We start from the raw sequence: 23,879 nt of genomic DNA on the forward strand, positions 1-23,879 counted from the left end.
TCACCTCATGTTTAAAACTGTTATTACGCTTCGTCTTTATATTTTCTGAATAATTCGACAATTAATGCTATATTTTTGAAGTTCTCTATTTTTAAATCTGCATCGTCAATCGCTATGTCTAGCTGCTCTTCCATGTTTAAAATAAATTCAACAATTTTAATAGAATCGATGCCTTCTTTTTCTAAGTCTAAATCAAGTGCTATACTGATGTGTTTACCCATCACTTCACTAAGCGTTTCCTCAATTAAAACAAGTACATGTTCTGTCCATGAATCATTGATCTTCAATGAATCATCACTTTTCAATGTGAGTTCCCTCCAATATGTGTCATCACTCATGTCATTCCCATTTTCATTGCATCATGAGTTAAAACGTTTGCACACTTAAAATGACAAAATTATATCGTTTTTACACTTTGTTTTAGTTTGCAATTCATTAGTTTGACTTGTATTGCGCATTTTTTTTGGAATTTAGAATTTTTAAACTTCATAGGGTTGTATTTACAGCTTTTTTTACGTTATTTCACTGTAATAAAAGTAATGATATGCAACTTATTTTTGTTAAATCGTTTGCACAATTGCATGAAAAGCATCAAAACGACAGTAATCTATGCGGTCTTCATTTTTTTCTTTGCTATTCAACATTACACTTTACTGTAATACAATTGGCCAAGCTGCAGGATCTTCACCGTAGTAATCGATGATAGCAGACATCCAGCGGTTTAAACCAAACGCGATACAACCAGAATACAGATGCTGTCCACTTTCCTTATGTGTAATATCATATGCGTCACACAAATGATCACCGCAGAAATTAAATGATGCTATAGAGCTATAGGAACCATTCTGCCTTTTATATTTCAACTCGTATTTGGCTTCTGCCATAAGTTGATGTGTGATTTTATTCATGTCACCCGAAAAGAAAAAAGGATCTGTTGCGGATTCAATCTTCCCTTCTAAACCTAAATAGTTAAACAAACTCCAAACTTCTTGTATCATTTCATTACGCGTACGCTTCACTTCTTCTTCCGAACCAACCACTACAAACTCTCTCATGTTAAACTCTTTTTTTCTAAATGCATCTAATTTCCAAGGTACTTCATTACGGAAACATGTCCCAGCACTACTATACATGGCACTATCTGTAGAGGAATGTTCCAACTCTTCATACACGTGATAACAAATACAAGGTCTTAGAATTCCCCCACTAGATTTCATATGTTCGTGTAATATATGATCACCATTATTTTTTTGGCGCACAGACTCAATTAATGTATAATCATGTGGCATCTGATATAAAGCAACGATATTTTGTGGAAAATGAATATGATATTTGTTTTTCTTCAAGTTATGATCACTTAAAAAAGTAGGATAATTTCTTGTAATAGGCTGTCGGGAGGCACCTATTTTTTTAATCAAATCATCGATCTTAGACAGCAACTGCATTTTAGATTCGTCAAGTACATCTAATTCAGCATGTATTGCTTTCTCTGTCTGTTTCACTCGCTTAGAAGGTATGCTGTCCACATTGCTCTCCAACACTGTTGGCGCAATCAATTTCATGCGTTGAATAGAATGTATGAGTTTTGCTAAAGACTCACTTATTTTTGTGGACAGCTGTGGGTGATGATGTATAACTAATGTGTGATCTTCATTGTCATATTCAACTCGCTTGATTTCATCACTCAAATAACTTGCTCTTTCTATCAATTCTTGAAGTTTGTCTTCACTGAAATGATCAGGAATGTCATATTTGTTTTTCATGAATGAAGTATCCGTTACTAGATTGCTCTTCATGTTTTTCACCTCCTTTCATTAGTATCAATAGATTTCTAAAATAGATGTCAGCATAAACGACTTTAAAAAATGGTAGTGTAAAATTACTGCTTATTCTTTTATATGAAATAATCATTTTAGTTTTATATTTTGTTTATTTAGAGATTAATTTGGTATGGATGTAATGAAAAGGGTTGTAAAACGAATGTCCAAAAAAGGAATATTATGTTATAAAAACAAATTTAATGATATGAATGATGTATTATGAAAAGATATAAATAGGAGTGTCTAACTATTTAAGGAGATCATGCAGATGTATAACATATATGTAATGTAAGTTAAATGATTTACAATATTTTATAAGGTTATAGTAATTTCTATAGTCAATATAATAATTTCAAATAACTAAATTGTCAACATAAAGTAGAAAATTGTTACAAATAATTAAAAATAATTATATTTATCAGTAAAAAACATAATATATACTTTTATGTAGTATTTCTATTTCATTAACTATGTTAATAACAAGCATATTTAAACATAAATCACCAAATTTCCACATCACAATCTTTACGCCTGGCACCTGAGGCGTAAACTTCTATCATTTAATTTAACATAGTTTTAGTTCTTGATAATTTCAAAAAAATGGTATAGGCTATTAGTTGACTTACCAGTTCCAATTATTGTTTGAATTATGTTCTCAGAGGTGAAACCAATGCAAAATAAAATGAATTTGATATGCACCGTTATTTTAGCATGTTCCATCATATTGGCTGGAGTTTTTATCGGTATAAATATGAACACAGATATGTGCTCTGACCATCATGTTGATAGAGGAAAAGCACTATTGACACAGGAAGAAGCAGCAGATTATATGAACATGGATGATGAAACGTTCGCTAGATTACTAAGAATACAAGAAATACATTTAAATAATAAAGAATTAGCTGGACGTGGATATGAACCAAGCGATTATATTCAATATTTAGATGTATTCGAAGAAAAATATTTTTCTATAGAAGAGCTGGACTATTGGATTAAAAAAAATATGCTTAACCAGAGCATATTTTATAAATAGATGGGTATGGAATTTAGATATACTGAATAGCAGACCTTTAGTGAGGCCTGCTATTATTTAGTTATTGCGTATTTCCCCATACTCCTCTTTTTGCACTTTTAGCGTCATCTTCTAAATAATTAAACAAATCATGCCACATTGTATTGATTGAATTAGTATCTACTTTTGCTAATCCTTTTGATATTAAAATTGCATTTAAAAACGTACCATTTTCTAAAAAAATATAACTAAGTGTAGTGTTATTTTCACCTATATCTTCTTGACCTAATATAACAAAAGTATTTTTATTTTTAATCAGCTCCGTCGTATATTGCACGGCTTGGTCATCTAGATTGGTAACACCTATAAGCTTATATAAATATTTATACTTTAGCCCATATTCTCCATCGTCTTTGATACGTTCTATTATAAGATCACTTTTTACGTCATTTACGTATTTTTCACTTCTATCTGGCTTATCACTAATGATGATGGTTTGTGTATAAGTATCCCATCCTACAATAAGATCAAGTAATTCTCCTACGAAACGTACAGGAATCATCATGTTTCCATCAATTATTTGTATAGAACTTGATAATTCAATTTTTGTGTCATCTTTGTTTATAACATTTTCTCCTTCAAAAAATTCCAAAATGATATCATCTTTTTGCAATACAGCACTTCTTAATTCATCATTCCAAGTTATCTCACCTACAAAATCAAATGTTCTTATTGGAACAAACGCTACACCATCATGTGTGTATGGATCTACTGTAAATTCTTTTTCATCTCCATTAATAAAAACAGATATTTCAGGTCGTTCATCAGCATTTATGATAAATGGACATACAAAAAAAATAAATAAAATACTCATCATAAGTTTCGTTTTCATAGTTTAATCAACCTCCTCTTCAATTTGAATTATAACATTTTATTCCTTTTTACAGTGTTAAAACAACCCCAAAAGCTAGATTTAACTCTAACTTTCGGGGTACTTTCTCTCCAAGGTGTTGATCAAACGTTATTTATTGCTTCATTTGCTGTATGACTTGTGAAAAGTCAGATTGCATTTCTTTTGAAGGTTTTTCCCCTACTAGACTAACCATGACAATAACGAGCGAAGCGAAAACAAAACCAGGAACAATTTCATATAAATCGAATATACCGCCCTCAGCATTTTTCCAAATGACTACGGTAACCGCTCCAACAAATAAACCCGCTACTGCTCCACTTCCATTCATTCGTTTCCAGAACAATGAAAAGAGAATAACCGGACCAAAGGCAGCGCCAAAGCCTGCCCAAGCATAGCTCACGAGTTCTAACACCGAACTATCTGGATTGTCTGCCAGTAAAATAGCGATAAGCGCAATGAGAACAACAGCAAAGCGACTAATCCATACTAATTCACGGTCACTCGCTTTTTTGTTCAACAATGATTTGTAAAAATCTTCGACCACAGCACTAGAAGATACGAGTAATTGCGAATCGATCGTACTCATAATGGCTGCTAAAATGGCTGCAAGTAAAAATCCAGCCACCCATGGATGAAACAATACTTGAGTAAATTGTATAAACACCGTTTCATGATTATCTAACGGTGCATCAGCAAAATATGCAATTCCTACAAATCCAATAATGATCGCTCCTAATGAAGCTAATATCATCCATGACATGCCGATGAATCTTGCTTTTGGAATTTGTTTTACTGATTGGATGGCCATAAAACGCGCTAGTATATGAGGTTGACCAAAATAACCTAATCCCCACGCTAATAAAGAAATTACACCGATAAACGTCGTACCTGCCGCAGCATCTAAGAGCGTGGTATCTATAGCTGCTACTCTATCTATCGTTTCTCCTATCCCACCTATTTCCATGATGGCTACAATAGGTACAATAATTAAGGCGAGAAACATTAAAATGCCTTGAACAAAATCTGTCCAACTAACCGCTAAGAACCCGCCCAAAAACGTATAAGAAACAATCACGATAGCACCAATCCACAACGCAGTGGTATACGAAAGACCAAAGGAACTCTCAAATAAAATAGCTCCACCTACCATGCCTGATGAAATATATAACGTAAAAAAGAAGAGAATTACAACGGCAGAGGTCACACGCAACACTTTCGATTGATCTTTGAATCTATTTTCTAAAAAATGGGGAATGGTAATCGAATTGTTTGCTACTTCTGTATATATTCGAAGTCGACTTGCTACTAACTGCCAATTCAAATAAGCTCCAATCGCTAAGCCCGTCGTAATCCAGAGGGCATTCATACCAGTTAAATAAGCAGAACCAGGCAGTCCCAACAGTAGCCAACTACTCATATCCGAAGCTCCAGCACTTAGTGCTGTTACACCAGGCCCTAAATTCCTTCCACCCAATATATAGTCTGATAGATTGTTTGTGAGCCGATAGCATACGAAGCCTATGACTAGCATCGCTATGAGATAAATAATGAAGGTAATGAGTGTTGCTTCATTCATATTTCCAGTCATGATTGCTTCCTCCTTTTTAAAATATAAGTGAATAGAGATAACCCGATAATAAACAGCATGATACATATGAGTATGTAGGACGATATAGATAAGCTTTCCATACTTTTACCTCCTTTCCCAGCAATAGGATTAATCCTAACATAAGATTTCTTCCATTTTCAAGTAAATTGATGATAGCCAACATCATACAAGTCTATTCGTGAGCATTTGCGCTTATCAAGTGCACAAGTTTAATAGAACAGGCACCAGATCAATATAATGGGCTTCTCACACTTTATTCAACATTTGATAGTGCATTAAAAACGATATGCTGCAACTTGAACAAGGTTGTTTATAAAAGCTTATAAAAGTAGAAGGCTGACTACCACACATGTAACAACAAAAGTAGAGATGTCCAAGGTATAAATGCTTATGCTTAGAAGTAAATAGCATCACCGATACCGTAAAAAATGAGGTGAAGAGATGAGATTTCTTAACAATGATGAAATGACACACTTACGTGAACAAGGATATGTGGTTGTGCCCAAGTTATACGCTTCACATGAAATAGAAAAATTGAAAGAAACATTGCATCATGAATGGCTGGATTTGATTCGTACCAAAGTGTTAGTTCAACGCCACAATAAGCCATTGATAAGTATTTTCGAAACGGTGAGAGATAGACATATGCACCATGATCAGCTGAAGAATACGATGTTAGATGAACGCCATTTTCATTTAATAGAACAAATTTTAGGTGAAGAAGCATTGGCAATAGGAACAGATACGTTTTACAAACCTCCTGGTGCCAGTGCCCTTCCCTATCATCAAGACAACTATGATATCGGAGTTCAACCTGGAACGACATGGGCAATCTGGATTAGTATTGATGAAGCAAAAAAAGAAAACGGTTGTCTACGATTTGTTCCAAACACACAACATTTCGATCTTATCCCTCCTAGACTTCCAGCGCACATCACAACGTATGGACAAGCGGTACGTGTTCCCGCTGGCTACCAAGAAGTAGATGTACCTACGAATCCAGGCGATGTGGTCATATTTAATGGACACGTATTACACGGTTCACATGCTAACCAAACGTCCTACGCATTTCGTCGTGCCTTTGCTATCCACTATACTGGTGTCAGTGTAGAAAAAATATTTGTGCATTACTTAAATTTGTACAACAAAAAAGGTGAAGTCATTCAGCGTAAATTAAATAAACGTCATAAATTACAATTTGAACAACAATATTTAAGTGAACGAAAAAATCGAAAAAACAAACCGATGAAGTAATAATATAAAACAAGACCATCTTCTTCACTCCGAAGAGTAAAAGATGGTCTTGTTCTTTAACCATTCATATATGCTGCCAGTCATATCATTTGAGCTAATGCATATGACTTCTAGCTATTATTCTGGTGCTTGTACCAGTGTAACCAAGTTGCCGTCTGGATCTCTAAAATTAAAGAAAATATATTCTAAATTTGGTCCCATTCTACGAATGTGCGTATCTCGATGTAAATTCATTTTTGTTACTTCTTTGTAAGCAACGTCAATGTCTTTTACAGCAACACCAAAAGTGGATAATTGACTATCAACGAGCATATCTTCACTAACGAAAGTCAGCATTGCTCTATCTTTTTGTGTACCCACTTGTAATCTTTCTACGCAATCATCACTGTAAGCGAGTGGTAAACTAAAGTTTTGTGTGTAAAACTCTGCTAGTTTCTTATGATTTTTGGATTTAATAAACACGTTGTCTACATAAAGAAATTCCGCCATATTTCTTCACCTCTTACTATTGGGATAGTCAGATGACAATCCCCGGAAAGCACGTGTCATCTGACAACTTTATCTTCTCATATCCCACTATAATTGCCTCAGTGTTTGGGCAATGAAGTTTCGTGTTATAGCGGTGACTGCAATATTTTTCCTGCGTGCACCATGAAGTAGTATTACATCCAATGTTTTATGATATCTGGCCATGTTTTTTCGTCGCAACCATGTACAGACAAGAATGCTTGCATCCATCGATCAATACCAAATCCAACACAACCAGAGTGTAGATCTTTTGCTAAATGATCAATATGAAATGCTTCACATAATACATGTCCACATAAATTAAAAGAAGCTATAGAGAAATGGTGTTGATCATCATTGGAGAATTTAAGCTCGTATTTCAGTGCGTTAGAAGATTGAAAAAAGCGAACAGAACTATCATCGACGAAATAGAAAGGGTCCGTTGCTGCTTGTAATGAGCCCCGCATTCCAAGCTCCTGAAATAATTGCCACGTTTCTTCGATAAGTTTCATTCTCATTTCTTCTACTCGTTTTGGCTTGCCTAAAAAAACAATTTCTCTCATATAAAATTCTTGAAGTCTGGATGTAGATAATAACTGATGTGATTCATGCCTGTAACAATTTCCCGACGCAGTGATTAATTCCAAATCTTCTATCGTATCATTATTCCTTGCGTAATCTTCATACACATGAAAACAAATGCAAGGTTGTAAGTATATATTGCTATGTTCATATAAATGTGATGTATGTTGTTCTTGTTCGATATGATTTCTATACGTTTCTAATTTTTGATCTTGATGAGGAATTTGTGAGAGAGTATATACATGCTGTGGGAAATGCAATAAATAACCACTGTGAATCATTTGTTGTCGAGATATGATGGAAGGATATTTGCGCATCGTTGCCCCATGCTTCCTAGCTAATTGTAAAAAAAGCTGATCAAAAGCAAATTGCAATTTTACAAGGGGTTGATTTAATTTTAACCCACCTACATCTAAGTAAGGTGCTGCATCCTTGTCCTGAAAAGGAGCAACATCAGCACGATTGTCAAGTAATGTAGACATGCTAAATCTAGTTTGCAAAATATCATCGATATATGCTTGTAGTTTATCTTTTAATGAAACATCCTCAGTAACTTGAACTTCTTCATAATGAACAACGATGGCATTTTCCTCTATTTTTACAAGTTGAATATGATCGGAAATGAAATAAATTGATTGATACACTTCTAATGCCACGTTTCTTTTTCTCTGTGTCGACAAAGGATAATGAAAAATCATGATGTTCCTCCTCTTCCTGTACCTATTTATGACATGATGCTACATGCCTTTAATAATTTGATCATAAAAAGTAGCATCACGATAATCAAAAATAGACGTTTGTTCCTCTATAATTTTAGGGTGCGTATTAATTCTTCTTCGCACTCTCTTCCCATCTTTATCTACTAAATGGCTGTAATTCAAAGCAATTTTCTCCACACTTTTTCTTGCAAAATGGGTGACAAACGACCTTCGATAGCGATACTGAGATTTATTTTTTGATGATCCATGATAAATATTACCCGTAAAAATAACAATATCACCTGGTTCGGTGTTTACTTTTACAGTGGTGTACCCTTTCGGCTTTTGTTGTAACTCCGATCCAAAAGCATTGCTAGAGCCTGGAATAACCTCAATTTCAGTCATATCCATCTTGTGCGTACCCGGTACAATATTTAAACTGCCGTTTTCTTCATTTGTGGCATCTACACTTACCCAAATCGCATACGATGTATCGGGTTCTATCCCAATGTGCACGTTATCTTGATGAAACCCTAACCCTTTCGTACCAGGAGGTTTAAAATAGTAATTGCTTTGTACAGCAAGTATGTCTTCCTCTAGCAGAAATTCTAATAATTGCAGCGCTTCTCGTTTTAACATAAAATCCGTAATCTCTTGATTATCTCGATGAAAGTCTCGTAAGCGGTTTGGATATAATGTTTCTAATGGCCGTTGACTATTTTGCACAATTTTACCTGCCGCCATTAATTCTAACCAAATGTTAAAATACTGTTGGTTTAGAGCTTTTAATTCATCTTCTTGATAAACATTCTTAACAATCAAATAGCCTTGTTCGAGAAATTGCTCTTTTTCTTTTGTACCAATCATTTTACAGCCCTCCTTTAACCCATTTCGTATTGACATACATGCAAGTGATTACCCTCACTATCTATAAAATCTAGCAATTGCACCGTTCCATAATCTCTAATTTCTTCTACTTGAATGTTGTTTTCTATCATCGCGTCTCTTACTTTTTCAATATTCGATGTAAAGAAGTGAAACGGGGGATGATTTGCTGGTACTGTTCCTTTTTTCACTAATGTTAATGGTGTCTTATCTCCTACTTTAAGCGCGATAATAATATCTGTTCGCCATAGAATGGGAAATCCTAACGTGTCATGATACCATTGACATGCTCGCTCCATGTCTTCCACTTGCAGAAAGGTACTGTCAATCCGTTCTAACAATCCTTGCATTTCGCTTCCTCCTTTCATTGCTCCTTGCATGGATGAGTGTAACATGCTGGTTTTTCTGACCCTCTGTTTTTGTTGTAGAACTATCTGCCTTCTATGTTTAATGTTGTAATCGTGAAGCACACATGATCTGATCGAGTCGTCATATGTGTGCTTTTGTACCCAAACAAATGTACCAGAACTTAGACATGTCTTAGCTCTGGTTACTCTATTAACTTTTAAAACCGACTATGATATTAATGCTTTTTATCAACTTCAGTTATACGAACTTTGGGGACGATGACATCGGGATAGAACGAGGCTATATCCAATAACTCGTCTAAATGATAGATCCCTTTTAATTCTTTTGCAGTGACTAGTTTTTCACTTGCCGTTGCAGCTATCGTAGCAGTTATTAATGCTTCTTGACTACCTTGCATATCACACTCAGCAATAACTTTTTTACCCTTAATTTCTCCCAAAACATCGATTTTCAATGCGTATATTTCTTTTCCCCATTTTATTTTACTAAAGAACCAAACCATCGCTTTTCGAAAAAACGAATATTTTAATAAGCGAAATATCCCTACTTGCTTACATAAGGCAACTATATTTGTAATCACTTGTGAATCAAAACAAAGTCGAGTAGATACCGTTGGTACTTGTAATGTATGGGGTAAGGTATGTTGATCTGAAAAATTAAAGCGATATCCCGTTCTCTTTCCAAGTTCTTTTCCAAAATGAGTTCTTTTTCCATCGCTCAGTGTGTCCACCTTCACTTCTTTCCAATTTGAATAAACATGAAAACTAGTATTGAAATTATTTATCGTCCATTCAATTGCTGCTTTTCCATGTTGGTCGCCCAAACCCAACATGATATGTATATCAATTGACTCTGTATAATCTAAGTAGCTTTTTGTATGTTTAGCTAATAAATTTGTAAGACCAGGTGCTAAACCAACGCTTAACACAGAGGCTACTTCGTTTTTTTTTGCTTCTCCTTCTAACTCTTCAATACATGCTAAAAATGAATGATTTGCGGAAATATCAATGTAGTTTACTTTATTTTTAAAACAAGCACGTACAAAATCTGTATCCTTTTGATCAAGACACATAACAACCAATTGTATTCTATCGAATAAATCTACTGGCAACGGCTTTGATATATCTAATTCAAGCGGCATTACTGTATTGTTTGTTGTATTGCAAAACTCCACTGATTTATTTAAGTTTCTTCCAGCTGCAATGACTTTACCAGGATATCTCTTCCCAAGTTTCTCACAAATCATCTTTCCTACATGCCCATAGCCGCCCACGACAAGTATATGTTCCTTCATATGTTCTCTCTCTCCTTTTTATTGTGATAAATTTTACACATGAATTGCTATCAACATTGTTCCCAAGAACATCAAGGCAATGGTTGTCCAAGTATGCTTGGTAATGGATTCTATTCCTTTGAAGATTACGGAACTAATCAATACAGTAATTAATGGTTCTACAGCGGCAATAACACTTACGTATGAAACTTGCATTGTTTGAGCTGCCAGAAAAAAGAACAATGGTCCAAAACTTGATAAAACTCCTGAAATTAAATAGTAAGGATTAATAACAGTAAAGTTCTTCTTTAAATTTGATATAAATTTACCCCGGACACATTGATAGCAGATTATAAAAACAAAGGAAGCCAAAGCTCCGACCCATACACCGAAAAAAGCATCATTCATTTCAATTAAACCTTGTTTTCGAATACCTTGACCAACTCCGAATATAAAAGCAGCGAATAAAGCTAATCCAAATCCCATGATCTGAATTCTTTTAGAATCAGTGAAGGATGTTAGGTGATTCTGTTGATGTTTCGATGTTTCAATATTAAAAAATCGAAATCCAGCATTTAATATTCCTATAAGTAAAATCAACATTCCAATACCTGGGAGTATACTTATTTCTTCACCAAGAAAAAAAAGAGCAAACAGAGTTGTAAAAACGGGTGAAGAGTTCCGAATAGCAGAAGCTTTTGATGGACCAATATATGAAATGCTCGAAATTAAGGTCAACCTTCCTACTCCTGTTGTGCACAATCCTGCAAGTGAAAATAATAAGAAAGCTTTCCATGAAAATTGAAGATTCCATCCCTTTAACCCGGTTAGAATGAAGCAAAGTACACCTAAAAGAACGACATTCATAAAAACAGTTATAAATATGCCATTATCACCATGAACATCTTTACTTATGCCTTTCTTTACCATCACGTTGTTAAAAGCAAAAAAGAAGGAAGATAACATTGCAAAAATAACACCCACTATATGTCTCCTTAATGAAAGATAAGTTTTATTGCACTTTTATTCGTTTGTAAGAAAGATAACTAATTAAAATTAATATGGTTTAGTTACTATACTTTATTTCTAAAAAAAATAAAGAAATGATGGTAATTAAATTCGGGCTTAGTTCCCACCTCACCAAAAGTTAGTGAATTGCATTCATAGCTCTGCAATTAAAAATAATCTTCCAATACCTATAGCTTGCATCTCCTATTGCAATAACTTTCAACGTTTCATGTTATTTAGTATAGTTAATAAACTAAATAAAAACAACTATTTATTAATTAAATTTCTTTCTCTTTAGTTAAAACTTCATTCCGTCAAAAAGATTACACGTTACGCTTAAAATCAAAATATACCGATCTAGCAGTGGATACAAGAAGATTAGTCTAACGATATTCCATTCCATTATTTCTGATAGAAATGGGAAAGTAGGTTTAAAATGCCATTAGAAAATGACTCTGCTATTTGTTTTTTTGTTAGAACATGGTTTTCTTATGTCATAGTTTAATTCCTCCTGCGTGTCTGAAATCATTCAAAACAAAAAAGATACAATAATGCAATGAAATCCGTTATAGTTGAGCAATATCATGCTGGAACATCTGTTAGTGAGTTAAGTCGAAGATATGGATTTTGAAAAAAACATACACGAAAAATAAAGACACTCATATGACGGCATATGACAGATTAGAAAAAAATTAATAAAAAATCCCAATGTATCCATAAAAAAGTTATGTGCGTTTCAGTCATCGTACATGGGTAAATCTTATTATTTTGTTCGGAAGTGTTAGAAGAAAGCACTTACCTATCGTGAATAAATTAAAATTGAAACTGGAAGTAGCAGTCTAAGCACCATCTTAACGTTATCGTATGAGGACATATTAAAGATGGACATTATGAACGATACGCTCATGAAATATTTTATTCATGATCTAGCAGACATTGCTATTTTCACGCCTGACCAAGTAGATGAATTTCAATATATTACTGTAGAAAACTTAATGTCTGCATTAAAACAGATGAAGATTATATTATAGATCAATTGGAAAAAGGGGGATTCATATTGGATGGAGAATGGCTAAAGCCAAAGAAGCAAAAATTAGCTCATAACGCTTCTCCTTAAATGTAGTACAGTTAATTCCAAACCAGAGCTGAAATAAGTCGCAGCTCCTTGGCGATTTATATATTATAGTTTACATAATATTATTATAGTAAACTATTATTATTATATTTGGACGTAAAAAACAAATAAACATCCGCAAGAGACATTTATTTGTTTTATTTTTCCTGATAAGTTATTTTCATTATGCAGGTATGTTTAATTTTATCAAGATTGATCTGGTTGTTCCGGGCAAGCTACAACGGTAATCACGTTTTTTTCAGGATCTCTCAACTCAAAATGCGGTGTCATCTCTGGATTTGTATAATCGGTTATATCTGTTATGATATCGGCATTCTTTGCTTTTAAATCATTAAACGTGTCTTGAATTTCTGTCGTATTAATGCCAAGCATGGGGCTTGGTCCACCACGTATTTTTTTCTTGTTCATGATCGTTAATGCTGTTGTTCCCGTGAATGGATCAGACCCAAATTTTAAACGAGCTACAAACTCATTTTGAAAGATGAGGTCAAACCCTAACGTATTCGTATAAAAATCAACTAATTTTGTCATATCTCTAGCAACGATATAACAACTATCTACACGTAATTCTGGCTGTTGAGCCAATATGCATTCCTCCCTGTATGTAATATAAACATATTAGATTATATTACAAGAAGAAACATATCATTACTTTATCATTAGTTTGGTGCGGTTGCTTTCTTCTCTACTCCACTGATACTATTTACATTCTCACGGCGTTTCCGATCGTTTGCTTCTTGCAATTCACTCCACTTATAAAGCAATGCTCCCGAAATGATCACCACAACGCCTATAAACTGTGTAAAAGTAAAAGGAACTTGATTTAACCCTAACCACCCAAACGTATCAAACAACAGCGCAAATAATAACTGAGAACTTAATATGATCGATGTTGCATACGTAGGACCTAGTATACTAATACTCTGAACGAGACACGTGACGACACCAATTCCTAAAATCCCGCTAAACCAATGCCAAGTTTGCATATGATCTAATGCAAACATGTCTCCGCCTTCTATCGTCAGTCCAATGATAAAAGAAGCGGTAAATCCAAGGCCGAGTACCAACGTCGTTGTTGTCAACTGTCCTGCCTTCTCCTTGACCTTACTGTTAAATATATTTTGCAAGCTGACTAGACACCCTGCTATACACGCTAACAATATGGAAATGATGGTCATGCCTTCTACCTCCTTTATTTATTGTGATGTTCTATGATGATTCATGCATAAGTTACATTGGTTCATATATACTTTGTCCTGTTATTTTTTTTAGTCCTTTCACGTCTTTAATTTCAACCTTATTTTTACTACGTTCTGTTAACCCTTGTTCGCAAAACTTTTGAATGACACGATTGACGTGTCGATAACTAGTACCGATTAAATTCGCTATATCTGTTAAACGAGAACTGCTTAGCTGCGTATGAAGAAGCGCGTCGTTCTCATCGTACGTAATAGATAATAAATAACTAGCGAGTCTCACTTCTACTGGATACAATAAATTGAAGCGCATGGTAGTGGATTTTAAGTGAAACTTCTTTGTAATAATATCAAGCATAAATTGTAGGAATTTGACGTCCTCTTGTGTATATTGTTGCAATTTCTTATGGTGAACCCTAAGCATATAAGTAGGAGATACGCTCTCTACGGTATTCATTATTTTAAGGCGTTGAATATACTCTACATCGCCAAACACTTCTAATTTTGATATAAATGAAAGTATTAATGTTTTGCCTTCAGGAGAGGTCGTATGCACTTTGACTTTACCTTGCACAAGAACATGCAAATAAGTCAATTCATCCCCTTCCGAACATATATACTCTCCTGGTTCAAATAAGCATAAGGATAGATGAGGCAATATACTATCGTTTAACACGGTTTTTAATTGGAACTTATCCAAAAAACCATTTAATTTATCTTTGTCTTCTATGATTTTCATTTCATCACTTCTTTCTCTTTTGTAGCAGGTTACTGTAAACATGCATCACAGTCTTAGTATAATAACACCCGCAATCATCAGCCCTATACCTAAACATTGTGAGATCCGTACTTTCTTTTTTGCGATTTCAAACCATCCTCTTGCATCAATAGTAAAGGTGAGGCATAATTGCGCAATGAGTAAAAGTGCCACTGTAATCGTCACACCAATATATTGCATTGCAGTAGCATTACTAAACACTACGATAGCACCGAATGTGCCTCCAATGAGATATAAAGGTTTGACTTTGGATAAACTTTTAACTTTTATGCTTTTATTTTTGGAGAACAGTAAAATGAGAAAACATATGATAAATCCGGTCCACTGCGTTATGGTGGCCATTTGCCACGCTCCAATATCTTGGCTAATTCTTGCGTTGGCTACACCTTGAAGCGTTAAAAAGGCTCCTCCTAACACAGCCAGTATAAGTCCTTTCATATTCATCTCTCCCTCATCGTGTATCTACCATTCATTAAACAACAATTTCAATCGTTCAAAAAGGACTTATGTCCTCATTATAGCAAAAAAATGGGTATTACATTTATGTATAGTTTTGAAAAAAATTTATCATACATTCCGCTATGAATTAAAAAAACGCGTCATGTTCACGCGTTTTTTTAACTATATTCTTATCTGTCATGTGAATGACGTTTTATTGACATAGAAAAAAGAAGCAAATACATGAGATAGTCATATTAATAATGCCATTTTAAAGGTAACTTCCTCAATACTTTAAGTGGTCTCATCATATCGTTATCTTCGTGATCAAGAATATGACAGTGCCACACGTAACCAGGGAAAACAGTAGGATCAAACGGAAATAGATTTACACCAGGCTTAGCTAATGCTGGATCCACTTCTTGAGGAGTGAACCGCAATCGTATACGTGTAACCTGTCCTGGGTTCACTTGGATCGTATCTTTCCATCCACGTTCATTAGGTTCTGGTTCAATCGGAGCACCTAGCAAAAAGGGTTCTACAGCAAGTGGTTTGGGCTTTTGACCAATAGGAGGCATACCATTCATCTTCATCCAGACTTCATTGTATCTGTCTACATCCACTTCTTGACGATTCACTAGTAAATGGTCGATTAAATGAATATGAATGGGATGAACAGCTGCGGTAAGATTAACAATTTGCCATTCTTCTGTGGATCCTATAATCGGTAATTCAGTCGTATCATCTTCCCATTTTTGCCCGTTTAGCAACAATTCCAACGGATTATTTGTAGCGGCATCACGTACAATATTCAACGTTAAAATACGATCTGGTACATTGGGTGTTAATTTCGGGATTTTATTTAGTTTAGGAGGAAGAGCCTTCGGTTTTTTAGGGATCGAATCAACAACGGTAAATTGCATGATGTTACCTGTTGTTTGTGGATCAGGTAAAGGACCATTAGGAAAAGGCGCAGGAGCATCGTTTGTTAACGTTAACTGAGTTCCTGGTTCAAATTGTGAGAAATCTACTAAAATATCAATTCGTTCCGCTGGGCCGATCAGCACTTCCGTTAACTTTACTGGTTCTGGTAAAAATCCACCATCTGTCCCTATTTGTGTGAATGGAATGTTATGACCAAATTTATCTTGTAGACGAAGGCGATAAAATCTTGAATTTGATCCATCTAATATTCGAAAACGATACTGCTTTCTTTTGACATCTAGGTTAGGCCATGTATTACCATTGACAATAATAGCATCACCTATAAAATCTGGCATCCAATAAGGATGAACATCCGGGTTTACCCCATCTGCTGGAAAGAAATAAGACCCATCTTCATTAAAAATTCGATCTTGTATGACTAATGGTACTTCGAACTCCCCACATGGCAACAGCGGTTCAATTTTATTTTTCGGATCACGTAACAAATAAAAACCTGCCAGTCCCAATGCTACATTGAGTCGCGTTATGCCAAGCGTATGATCATGGTACCAAAGTGTTGTTGGTTGTTGACCATTAAAATAGTTGTACTTTGTTGTTACGAAAGCTTGACCTACCTTCTTCTCTTTTGATGTAAACCACGCTTCTGGGTTACCATCAAAATCAGGTCTTACTTCTCCCCCATGCAAATGCGTTACGATGGGCACAGGACTTTGTGCTTTCGGATAACCAGGTGGAAACGGCTTAAAGGGTGGCACAGGTTGTTTTATGTTGTTAGGGTTTGCCCAATGAAGTGTCGGATCAACAGGGAATGGATGAGGAACAGTAATATTATTAATCCATTGCACATTCACTGGAATTCCGCGAATGGCTTCAAATGAAGGACCCGGAGAGCTTTGAAAAAAAATACAGTTATCTTTGTGGTCATGGTTATGGGAAGGTGCATGAAGTGTTTGAGGTTCATGATAGTTATCATGATTTGTATCGTAATACCATGCACCCTCATCATGTTCTTCATCGTGATGACTGTCTCTATGCGCATCATCGTATTGGGGATCACAGTGATCATCTTTGTGATGTTTTTCATGTCTCATATGATGTTTCAATGTGTAATCACATGATGCATGTTTATCATCATCGTGTGCTTGACAACGATGGTACTTTTTAGGGTCTTCAATTAACCCTTTATACCCCAAAAGTATAGTTTTTGGATACGGTGCTGGAAGAACTTGCTGAAAAAAAACTTCTGCACTTACTTTGTAGTCGTGGCTTTTGACTTTTCCTTTATCATCTTTTATTACCGTTGGTTTGAAAACAGGAGGAATAAACAATGGTGTTACAAATTTAGGTATATCAAATGGATTTATACGTTTTACCATTTATAATCTCCTTTACTAAAAAATATATTTTATTCACATCCTCTATTTTATTATGTATGAATGGAAATTCATAAGGGTATATATTGATTTTTGTTAATTTGTATTGTTGCATCAAGTATACATGACAATTCATCTTATTTTTTCTGACACATCACCTGCTATGTTGCTAGTTTACTGGTACCAAAACTTATTAAAGTGAAAAAATCCCCAGTCATGTAACTGGGGATAATAAAAATTATTCGATATATATCATTAATACTATCATTACCGTCTAGCACTACGGTACCGTTGTCGTTAGTGTGATTGTCACTATAGTGTAATCGTTGTACCATCGAATTTTGTTAACGTAAATCCTTTCACGTTTTCATTGAAGAGTCCATTGTATTCTTGTAGCATGCTAATGGCGGCTTTCTCCCCTAATCTCATCCCTTCATCTCCATCAGAGCGATAATGTAACCCTGCTGCATCACGACCGTGTGAAATGTTCGCAGCTAATTTATTTAATTCTCCTCCAATCGTAAGGGCAGAGTCGTTATAAGGGACTAGTCCGCTCCCGTCTTCATTAACATCGATGGCATCTGGGATAATATAATCTTCATTGAAGAAGGCTTTTAATACTGTGACACAGGCACCAATAATCACTGCATGACCAGCTGGATAAGAAGGATGCGTTGGACAGCCTTCAGGGTAGGCCATGGGTAATAAATAAGAATCGTGCGTTGTATATACTTCATTCAATACGCTTGAATGTAATAATTGTTCATGAATAGGCGTTTTGTATTTTCCAAGTAAGTGAAGATGCACCCTTCCACCGAAGCTTTCTGGTCTTATTCTCCGATGAACAAGGAATTTTTGATACCATGCTGATCCTAAAGCTATTCTTGCTACTTTAGCTACATAATCTAAAATATGTGCATCTCCAAACGTAATAAAGCCCCTTTGAGTAGCGGATAAATGGTATGGATTAGCCTGATCAAGCGCCTCGCTGGTTTGCTTTGCATATTGTAATAAAATTAAGCAAGCAGATAATGCACTTTGATAAGAGAAATCTTGATGCACATAGTGACTTAAATCTCTACCTGTACAAATATATCGTGGCTTTTCAATATACGTTTTTGTCTTGGATGTATGCTTGCCATTTATGATAGCCAACCACGCTTCATATTCCGTCATAAATTCTAACCCTGGTGTAGGTGCTTGATATGCTTGTGAGATAGACGTAACGCCGTAGGGGATGTCTTTCCATAAAAATTGAGATAAAAACGGACCGTTTAAATTACCTGGGCTGCTTCCTCTAAAGATTGTTTCCCCCGTAATCTTATCGTTAATTGTCGGATGTCGATGATTAGTGAAAGTAGATAAGTCTTGTCCTGCTTTTTCCATCGTTTCATCTGAAGTATACTTAGCAAAAGGAACGTCTCTCGTTAAGGATCTCCAGTACAATTCGGCCATTTCTGCTGCCATCTGTGCACTGCTGTATTGTGGTGCTGGTTCCATCGTTAAGTGGTAGCAATCTGAACCTATCAAATCATAAGCATATGCGGCTTGAGGGTTATACAGTTTATTTTCCCCACCCATCTTGATCTCGTCAAAATCAGATGAAGTACCTGTAGTCAATGCTCTAATATACGCATTATACGCTTTAATATCTACTATACCTAGTTCATTGTGCGGTAATGACTTAGAAAAGTTACCGAATTTTTCTGCATATCGATCTTCATCACCGTTAGCTTGCTGTTTTTCCAATACGGCTTCTTTTTGTACATTTGCTTTATTTACTCTATGATTATAAGCTTGTTCTCGCCTCATATTACCGGTTGAAGAAATCGTTGAAGGTTGTCCAATCCACTGTTCATCCTTATACACGATCATCACCCTTTCTTATTTCATAAGATGGAGAAATCTCAACTTTAACCTTTACGCCTAGCTACTGAGGCGTAAACTTGCTTTTCATTATTTCTGTATCTTAAATATATTTGTCTCCATTGTACTAACGATGACGAGAAATAACTCAGCTTTCAACTCCACTTACTCTGTCTTTGTAGGTAGAGTGACGATGTCACGGTACACAAAAATCCCCAGTCCATAGACTGGGGATAAAAACATTCATTTTACAATGAGACTTGCGCTACATGATAGGAATCCACTGACTACCATCCCATTTACGCTGGAGAATGATTTCATTTTTGTATCTCATCGTGATGATATCATCAACTTGTAAAGGTTTTGCATCATTTGGAATACTATCATTGCCGTGTACCAATGTAGTGCCGTTGTCGATATTGATTTCAATATCTGTGTACCCATCTAGCCCGTACACTTTACCGTATACGGATTGTCCAACGGTCTCACTACCGAACATAATCACCGAACTACCATTTACAGTATAGTCTTCTGGAACGATCATATCGTTCGTTGTATAAGGTAGTAAATGAAAGTCGGTCTGATTGTATACATCACCAGAAACAGAATTGTATACTGCTTCTTGTACGGTCATGTTATCTGATCTTTCTAAGAAAATAGGTTGTTCCGTATTGACGGACTCGTCCACCCATACAAACAAATCATTTCCTTCTGCGTAAGCAAATTGTGGAGTTAACGGATTATCCATAATGACTTGCGTCACTTGCAGATAATAATCGTCTAAATCGAAGACGCCGTTTGCATCCATAGCATCTACTTTAATCACATACGCTCCAGATGAAGTGAATACAGCTGGATCAATGACAACCTTATCAGATTGAATATCAAACATCGATTGAGGAATAATCGTGTCATTTACACGGATGCTTACGATGGTATCCTCAAATTCCATATTTGGTACGTTGTCATTAAAACCGATTTCGATAGGTTGACCTAATGTAGTGTCTGTAGTATCTTTTTGCAACGATACTAATTGTTCTTGTCCTGTGTAAATAGGTTGAATTACCGTAGCATCACTATAATAATTTGCTTTTACATAAATGTTGTAAATGTTGTCTGTTGCTTTGATTAAAGCATTATCAATAGTAAGGTAAACGACTCTATTTCCACTTTCTTCATAGTTATAATACATTTGGTTTACATTCAGTGTAATTTTACCTTGTGTGATTTTATACGCTTGTGGAGAAAGTAATTGTTCATTACCATCCTTATCTAGAATGTAAACACCAGTAATTGCTGCAGCCCACTTCGCCCATTCTGGATCCGAGAAGACAACCTCACATTCACCATAACCAATCGTAATATTTAAGTCCGGTTTTAGTTCAGGTGGTGCACCATTTACTATCACGTCAAACAGACTAGATTTACCAGCGTATTGCGATTGTATCTTAGCCAGTCCTGAAGCAACTGCAGAAACCATTCCTGTGTTATCTACATTTGCAGTCTGTGGGGTATTTGAAGACCACTGGATGCCTAACTGTAGATTTTGATGATCAATGACCATACCGCCTTCTTCATAGTCAAAATATTTTTCCATACCAGGAAGGAGCTGTTGACCATTACTAAGCATGATATCAGCGTACAATGTCATCGTATTATCATAATCTTTTTCCAACGTTAATGCATTATCTTCATCTTTGCCCTTATCATAAGTGATGCTGTACTGGTCTATGCCAACATCTTCTGTTTTTTGGTATATGTCTTGCCATACGCTCGCAGATACATATCCAGTTGATTTAATGTCCAGATCATAAACACCATACGTATGTTGTGTTACGCTTCCGCTTATAGAAGAATCACTGTATCTCAACTCTTTCGTATTTGCATCAATAGCAGCAAAAGCAGCCGCTGGTATCGTAATCACATTGTTAGCTGCAGTGAACGTGACTTCTTGGTTATCAAGATATACGCCAGTGATGTTTTGAAACCATGCTGCATCTTGTGGTGTAAATGTCACTTCAATATCTTGACCATCTGCATTGTTGGTGCTATCTTTGATGATCGTAGGGGTTTCCTTACCTACTTTTACATTCATCGTATCACTGTAACCACCAAAATCAGCAATGATATCCGTTTCACCATAGCCAATACCTGTTACCAGTCCTAAATCATCGACTTCCACTACGTTAGTATCCAGAACAGTCCATGTTACAGTGGTACCTTCGACTGTTGTTGCATCCACATAATCGTTTTCTCCATTAGATACTAAGAACATAGGGTAGTATTGTCTGCTATCTTGTAGTGTTAGTTCTTCTAGCTCTCTAATCGGTTTTATCCCCGTATTGTAATCCTTGAAATAATATAATCCAGCATCCGTTACGCTCACTTCCTTATCTGCAGTAACGATTCTTTGTTCCACAGACACAGGATCATATCCGGCTGCGTGAACGTCAATGTCGTACGCTGCATAATCGTATTCCAGTAGTGAAGTCACTTTGGAATTATCATTAGATGTTAAGGAATAGGCTAGATTGTTACTTCTTTTAGAATAAAACACCTTAGCGTCTAGCGTAATACTATTTTCGTTAATACTGTACCATGCTATAGGAATAGGCTTGTCATCGATCATTAGCTTAGATATATTATTTTTCCAATAATCACTACCTGATGACATTACAATTTCGATAGCTTCATTTGGTACATTGTTCGTTGTATCTGGGACTAATGTTCCAGCATCATATGATGGCGAGGAAGGATCATCGCTTCCACTTCCACTGTTACTGCTTCCATCTCCTGATGGAGGTGAAAAGTCAATCACTTGTCCCTTCAATACTTCTTTACCATTCACGATAATTTTTTCAGCGTTATTCTTAAGTTTACCAATGGTACCTTCACCGGAAATAACCGATCCTTCAGCACCTGCTTCTACATCAATGTTGGATATGCTAGAACCTTTTTTAAGTACAAGCGTAGTTTCAGATTGTAAAATCATATCGTTAATTTTTGATGTATTCGCGATGGAGATTTTTGCACCATGTGCTTTAGAGAGTAACTCACTTATGGTGGAGCTCATAATCGTCAATGATGTGGTGATCTGTGAGTTCACTTCTTGCTCCAATGCATCGATGACAGCTAATTCTTTTACAAAACAGTTTTCTAAAGTGACATTAAGTCCAACTTGGCTGTTAATATCAATAGAATCAAAGTCTCCTAAGAAAGAAACTTCACTGTTAATCGGAATGTTACCCGAAATTTCTGCATTGATAAAACCAGTATTCCCTACATCAAGCTCTTCTTCTTCCAGAATAACGCCCGATTGAATGTCTACATTACTAATGTTCGTTGACCCACTGGCAACAAGACGAATGTTTCCGTCTTCCTTGTTGACAATTGTCTTTTGTGCTGTAGCGTCATTGAAATAAATACTGTTTTCTCCACCACCGGTCACAATAATGCTACCTTTAACGTCGACATTATTTAAGTAGACTTCTCCTTCTTTTACTCCATCAGAAATATAAAGATTTCCACCAATCGTCATGTTCGTCAATGTGATATCTGGGTTGTTGACGATAACACTGTGACTAAAAGTTTGATCTTTATATGTCCCCGGCTCAGAAAATACATGTTCTACCATGTTGTCAAGTAATGCAATTGTTTCCGCTCTTGTGATGTATTGCTGAGGACGCAGGTTCCCATCTTCATATCCATGTAAAAGATCTTGCGCTAACAATACGCTTAAAGCACTTTTGGCCTCATCGTTAATCAGTTGAGCATCATGAAAAGATGTTAGTATCTGTTCATTACCTTCACCAGATAATTCAAAAACATCTTGCATGATGACACTAAATTGCTCACGAGTGATATAACCGTAAGGATTAAAAGCATTCACTTCATCCTGCTGGATATATCCTGCCTGAACACCAATTAACGCATCTTGATAAAACCAATCATTTTGTTGTAAATCTGCAAACTGCTCACTGCTAAGCTTGTAATATCCAAAAATACTATTGATCATTCTGGATAATTCTGCTCTCGAAATCGGTTGATCCGGCTTAAAGGTACCGTCATCATAACCGCTAACGACTCCATAGTTACTCCATGTTGAAATTTCTTTTTTCGCCCAGTGTTCTTGTTCTGAAGCTGTCACATCTACAAATGCTTGCACTGAGGACACATTGAAGAGTAACAAGAGAGCAACAATGAAAGAAATCATTTTGT

At 35.6% G+C, this 23,879-nt stretch carries 20 protein-coding genes; 3 read left to right on the forward strand and 17 right to left on the reverse strand.

All coding sequences use genetic code 11. The annotated features are described in order from the left end of the window. Window positions 1-23 precede the first annotated feature (23 nt). Entirely contained in the window at window positions 24-305 is a 282-nt protein-coding gene (locus tag D1Z92_RS01645) for an acyl carrier protein (RefSeq protein ID WP_164931397.1), read from the reverse strand. A 345-nt stretch (window positions 306-650) separates the two neighbouring features. Then, window positions 651-1,796, reverse strand: coding sequence for an aminoacyl--tRNA ligase-related protein (locus tag D1Z92_RS01650; RefSeq protein WP_128893914.1), 1,146 nt, complete (start codon window positions 1,794-1,796; stop codon window positions 651-653). 694 nt (window positions 1,797-2,490) lie between these two features. Between D1Z92_RS01650 and D1Z92_RS01655 the strand changes: the two genes are divergently transcribed. After that, window positions 2,491-2,853 carry a hypothetical protein gene (locus tag D1Z92_RS01655; protein ID WP_128893915.1) on the forward strand — a complete coding sequence of 121 codons (363 nt, stop codon included), beginning with the start codon at window positions 2,491-2,493 and terminating at the stop codon, window positions 2,851-2,853. 61 nt (window positions 2,854-2,914) lie between these two features. On the opposite strand, the gene D1Z92_RS01660 is transcribed toward D1Z92_RS01655, so the two are convergent. Beyond that, window positions 2,915-3,724: a stalk domain-containing protein gene (locus tag D1Z92_RS01660; protein WP_128893916.1), complete on the reverse strand. Its 810-nt coding sequence runs from the start codon at window positions 3,722-3,724 to the stop codon at window positions 2,915-2,917. A gap of 133 nt (window positions 3,725-3,857) precedes the next feature. Next, complete coding sequence (gene putP / locus D1Z92_RS01665; protein WP_128894112.1) at window positions 3,858-5,321, reverse strand: sodium/proline symporter PutP; 1,464 nt, start codon at window positions 5,319-5,321, stop codon at window positions 3,858-3,860. 474 nt (window positions 5,322-5,795) lie between these two features. Here putP and D1Z92_RS01670 point away from each other — a divergent pair, with 474 nt between their 5' ends. Then, window positions 5,796-6,608: a phytanoyl-CoA dioxygenase family protein gene (locus tag D1Z92_RS01670; protein ID WP_128893917.1), complete on the forward strand. Its 813-nt coding sequence runs from the start codon at window positions 5,796-5,798 to the stop codon at window positions 6,606-6,608. Between the two features lie 117 nt (window positions 6,609-6,725). On the opposite strand, the gene D1Z92_RS01675 is transcribed toward D1Z92_RS01670, so the two are convergent. The 6 genes from D1Z92_RS01675 to D1Z92_RS01700 all read right to left on the reverse strand — a co-directional run bounded on the left by D1Z92_RS01675 (window position 6,726) and on the right by D1Z92_RS01700 (window position 11,906). After that, window positions 6,726-7,097, reverse strand: coding sequence for a VOC family protein (locus tag D1Z92_RS01675; protein WP_128893918.1), 372 nt, complete (start codon window positions 7,095-7,097; stop codon window positions 6,726-6,728). A 173-nt stretch (window positions 7,098-7,270) separates the two neighbouring features. Next, a complete protein-coding gene (locus D1Z92_RS01680; protein WP_128893919.1) occupies window positions 7,271-8,395 on the reverse strand; it encodes an aminoacyl--tRNA ligase-related protein in 1,125 nt (374 codons plus the stop codon). Between the two features lie 39 nt (window positions 8,396-8,434). After that, complete coding sequence (locus D1Z92_RS01685) at window positions 8,435-9,262, reverse strand: phytanoyl-CoA dioxygenase family protein (protein ID WP_128893920.1); 828 nt, start codon at window positions 9,260-9,262, stop codon at window positions 8,435-8,437. 14 nt (window positions 9,263-9,276) lie between these two features. Beyond that, window positions 9,277-9,630, reverse strand: a complete 354-nt coding sequence (locus tag D1Z92_RS01690) for a VOC family protein (protein ID WP_164931398.1) — start codon at window positions 9,628-9,630, stop codon at window positions 9,277-9,279. 233 nt (window positions 9,631-9,863) lie between these two features. Beyond that, complete coding sequence (locus D1Z92_RS01695) at window positions 9,864-10,943, reverse strand: saccharopine dehydrogenase family protein (RefSeq protein ID WP_128893922.1); 1,080 nt, start codon at window positions 10,941-10,943, stop codon at window positions 9,864-9,866. Window positions 10,944-10,976: 33 nt separating this feature from the next. After that, the gene (locus D1Z92_RS01700) at window positions 10,977-11,906 is read right to left on the reverse strand and encodes a DMT family transporter (RefSeq protein WP_128893923.1); all 930 of its coding nucleotides are present in this window, start codon (window positions 11,904-11,906) and stop codon (window positions 10,977-10,979) included. A gap of 905 nt (window positions 11,907-12,811) precedes the next feature. Here D1Z92_RS01700 and D1Z92_RS17180 point away from each other — a divergent pair. Next, window positions 12,812-12,961, forward strand: coding sequence for a hypothetical protein (locus D1Z92_RS17180; protein ID WP_164931399.1), 150 nt, complete (start codon window positions 12,812-12,814; stop codon window positions 12,959-12,961). 290 nt (window positions 12,962-13,251) lie between these two features. Here the strand turns inward: D1Z92_RS17180 and D1Z92_RS01705 are convergent, their stop codons facing one another. From D1Z92_RS01705 to D1Z92_RS01735, 7 genes are all read right to left on the reverse strand, one after another. After that, the gene (locus D1Z92_RS01705; RefSeq protein ID WP_128893924.1) at window positions 13,252-13,650 is read right to left on the reverse strand and encodes a VOC family protein; all 399 of its coding nucleotides are present in this window, start codon (window positions 13,648-13,650) and stop codon (window positions 13,252-13,254) included. A gap of 74 nt (window positions 13,651-13,724) precedes the next feature. Beyond that, a complete protein-coding gene (locus D1Z92_RS01710) occupies window positions 13,725-14,243 on the reverse strand; it encodes a DMT family transporter (RefSeq protein WP_128893925.1) in 519 nt (172 codons plus the stop codon). Between the two features lie 52 nt (window positions 14,244-14,295). Then, window positions 14,296-15,000 carry a Crp/Fnr family transcriptional regulator gene (locus D1Z92_RS01715; protein ID WP_128893926.1) on the reverse strand — a complete coding sequence of 235 codons (705 nt, stop codon included), beginning with the start codon at window positions 14,998-15,000 and terminating at the stop codon, window positions 14,296-14,298. Window positions 15,001-15,045: 45 nt separating this feature from the next. Beyond that, entirely contained in the window at window positions 15,046-15,477 is a 432-nt protein-coding gene (locus D1Z92_RS01720; protein ID WP_128893927.1) for a DMT family transporter, read from the reverse strand. 257 nt (window positions 15,478-15,734) lie between these two features. Continuing rightward, window positions 15,735-17,798: a multicopper oxidase domain-containing protein gene (locus D1Z92_RS01725; RefSeq protein WP_206099698.1), complete on the reverse strand. Its 2,064-nt coding sequence runs from the start codon at window positions 17,796-17,798 to the stop codon at window positions 15,735-15,737. 309 nt (window positions 17,799-18,107) lie between these two features. Next, a complete protein-coding gene (locus tag D1Z92_RS01730; protein ID WP_240666532.1) occupies window positions 18,108-19,664 on the reverse strand; it encodes a vanadium-dependent haloperoxidase in 1,557 nt (518 codons plus the stop codon). 262 nt (window positions 19,665-19,926) lie between these two features. Further along, a complete protein-coding gene (locus tag D1Z92_RS01735) occupies window positions 19,927-23,826 on the reverse strand; it encodes an S-layer homology domain-containing protein (RefSeq protein WP_164931400.1) in 3,900 nt (1,299 codons plus the stop codon). Between the last annotated feature and the right edge of the window lie 53 nt (window positions 23,827-23,879).

It is taken from the genome of Longirhabdus pacifica (assembly GCF_004115085.1).
GTDB classification, from domain to species: Bacteria; Bacillota; Bacilli; order Paenibacillales; family DSM-105158; genus Longirhabdus; species Longirhabdus pacifica.

Excerpts from the sequence above, each read along its gene's own strand:
- D1Z92_RS01675 (WP_128893918.1), bottom strand. The coding sequence starts at position 7,097 with ATGGCGGAATTTCTTTATGTAGACAACGTGTTTATTAAATCCAAAAAT.
- putP (WP_128894112.1), bottom strand. The coding sequence starts at position 5,321 with ATGAATGAAGCAACACTCATTACCTTCATTATTTATCTCATAGCGATG.
- D1Z92_RS01710 (WP_128893925.1), bottom strand. The coding sequence starts at position 14,243 with ATGACCATCATTTCCATATTGTTAGCGTGTATAGCAGGGTGTCTAGTC.
- D1Z92_RS01650 (WP_128893914.1), bottom strand. The coding sequence starts at position 1,796 with ATGAAGAGCAATCTAGTAACGGATACTTCATTCATGAAAAACAAATAT.
- D1Z92_RS01690 (WP_164931398.1), bottom strand. The coding sequence starts at position 9,630 with ATGCAAGGATTGTTAGAACGGATTGACAGTACCTTTCTGCAAGTGGAA.
- D1Z92_RS01680 (WP_128893919.1), bottom strand. The coding sequence starts at position 8,395 with ATGATTTTTCATTATCCTTTGTCGACACAGAGAAAAAGAAACGTGGCA.
- D1Z92_RS01720 (WP_128893927.1), bottom strand. The coding sequence starts at position 15,477 with ATGAAAGGACTTATACTGGCTGTGTTAGGAGGAGCCTTTTTAACGCTT.
- D1Z92_RS01655 (WP_128893915.1), top strand. The coding sequence starts at position 2,491 with ATGCAAAATAAAATGAATTTGATATGCACCGTTATTTTAGCATGTTCC.
- D1Z92_RS01670 (WP_128893917.1), top strand. The coding sequence starts at position 5,796 with ATGAGATTTCTTAACAATGATGAAATGACACACTTACGTGAACAAGGA.
- D1Z92_RS01660 (WP_128893916.1), bottom strand. The coding sequence starts at position 3,724 with ATGAAAACGAAACTTATGATGAGTATTTTATTTATTTTTTTTGTATGT.
- D1Z92_RS17180 (WP_164931399.1), top strand. The coding sequence starts at position 12,812 with ATGGACATTATGAACGATACGCTCATGAAATATTTTATTCATGATCTA.
- D1Z92_RS01725 (WP_206099698.1), bottom strand. The coding sequence starts at position 17,798 with ATGGTAAAACGTATAAATCCATTTGATATACCTAAATTTGTAACACCA.
- D1Z92_RS01695 (WP_128893922.1), bottom strand. The coding sequence starts at position 10,943 with ATGAAGGAACATATACTTGTCGTGGGCGGCTATGGGCATGTAGGAAAG.
- D1Z92_RS01685 (WP_128893920.1), bottom strand. The coding sequence starts at position 9,262 with ATGATTGGTACAAAAGAAAAAGAGCAATTTCTCGAACAAGGCTATTTG.
- D1Z92_RS01715 (WP_128893926.1), bottom strand. The coding sequence starts at position 15,000 with ATGAAAATCATAGAAGACAAAGATAAATTAAATGGTTTTTTGGATAAG.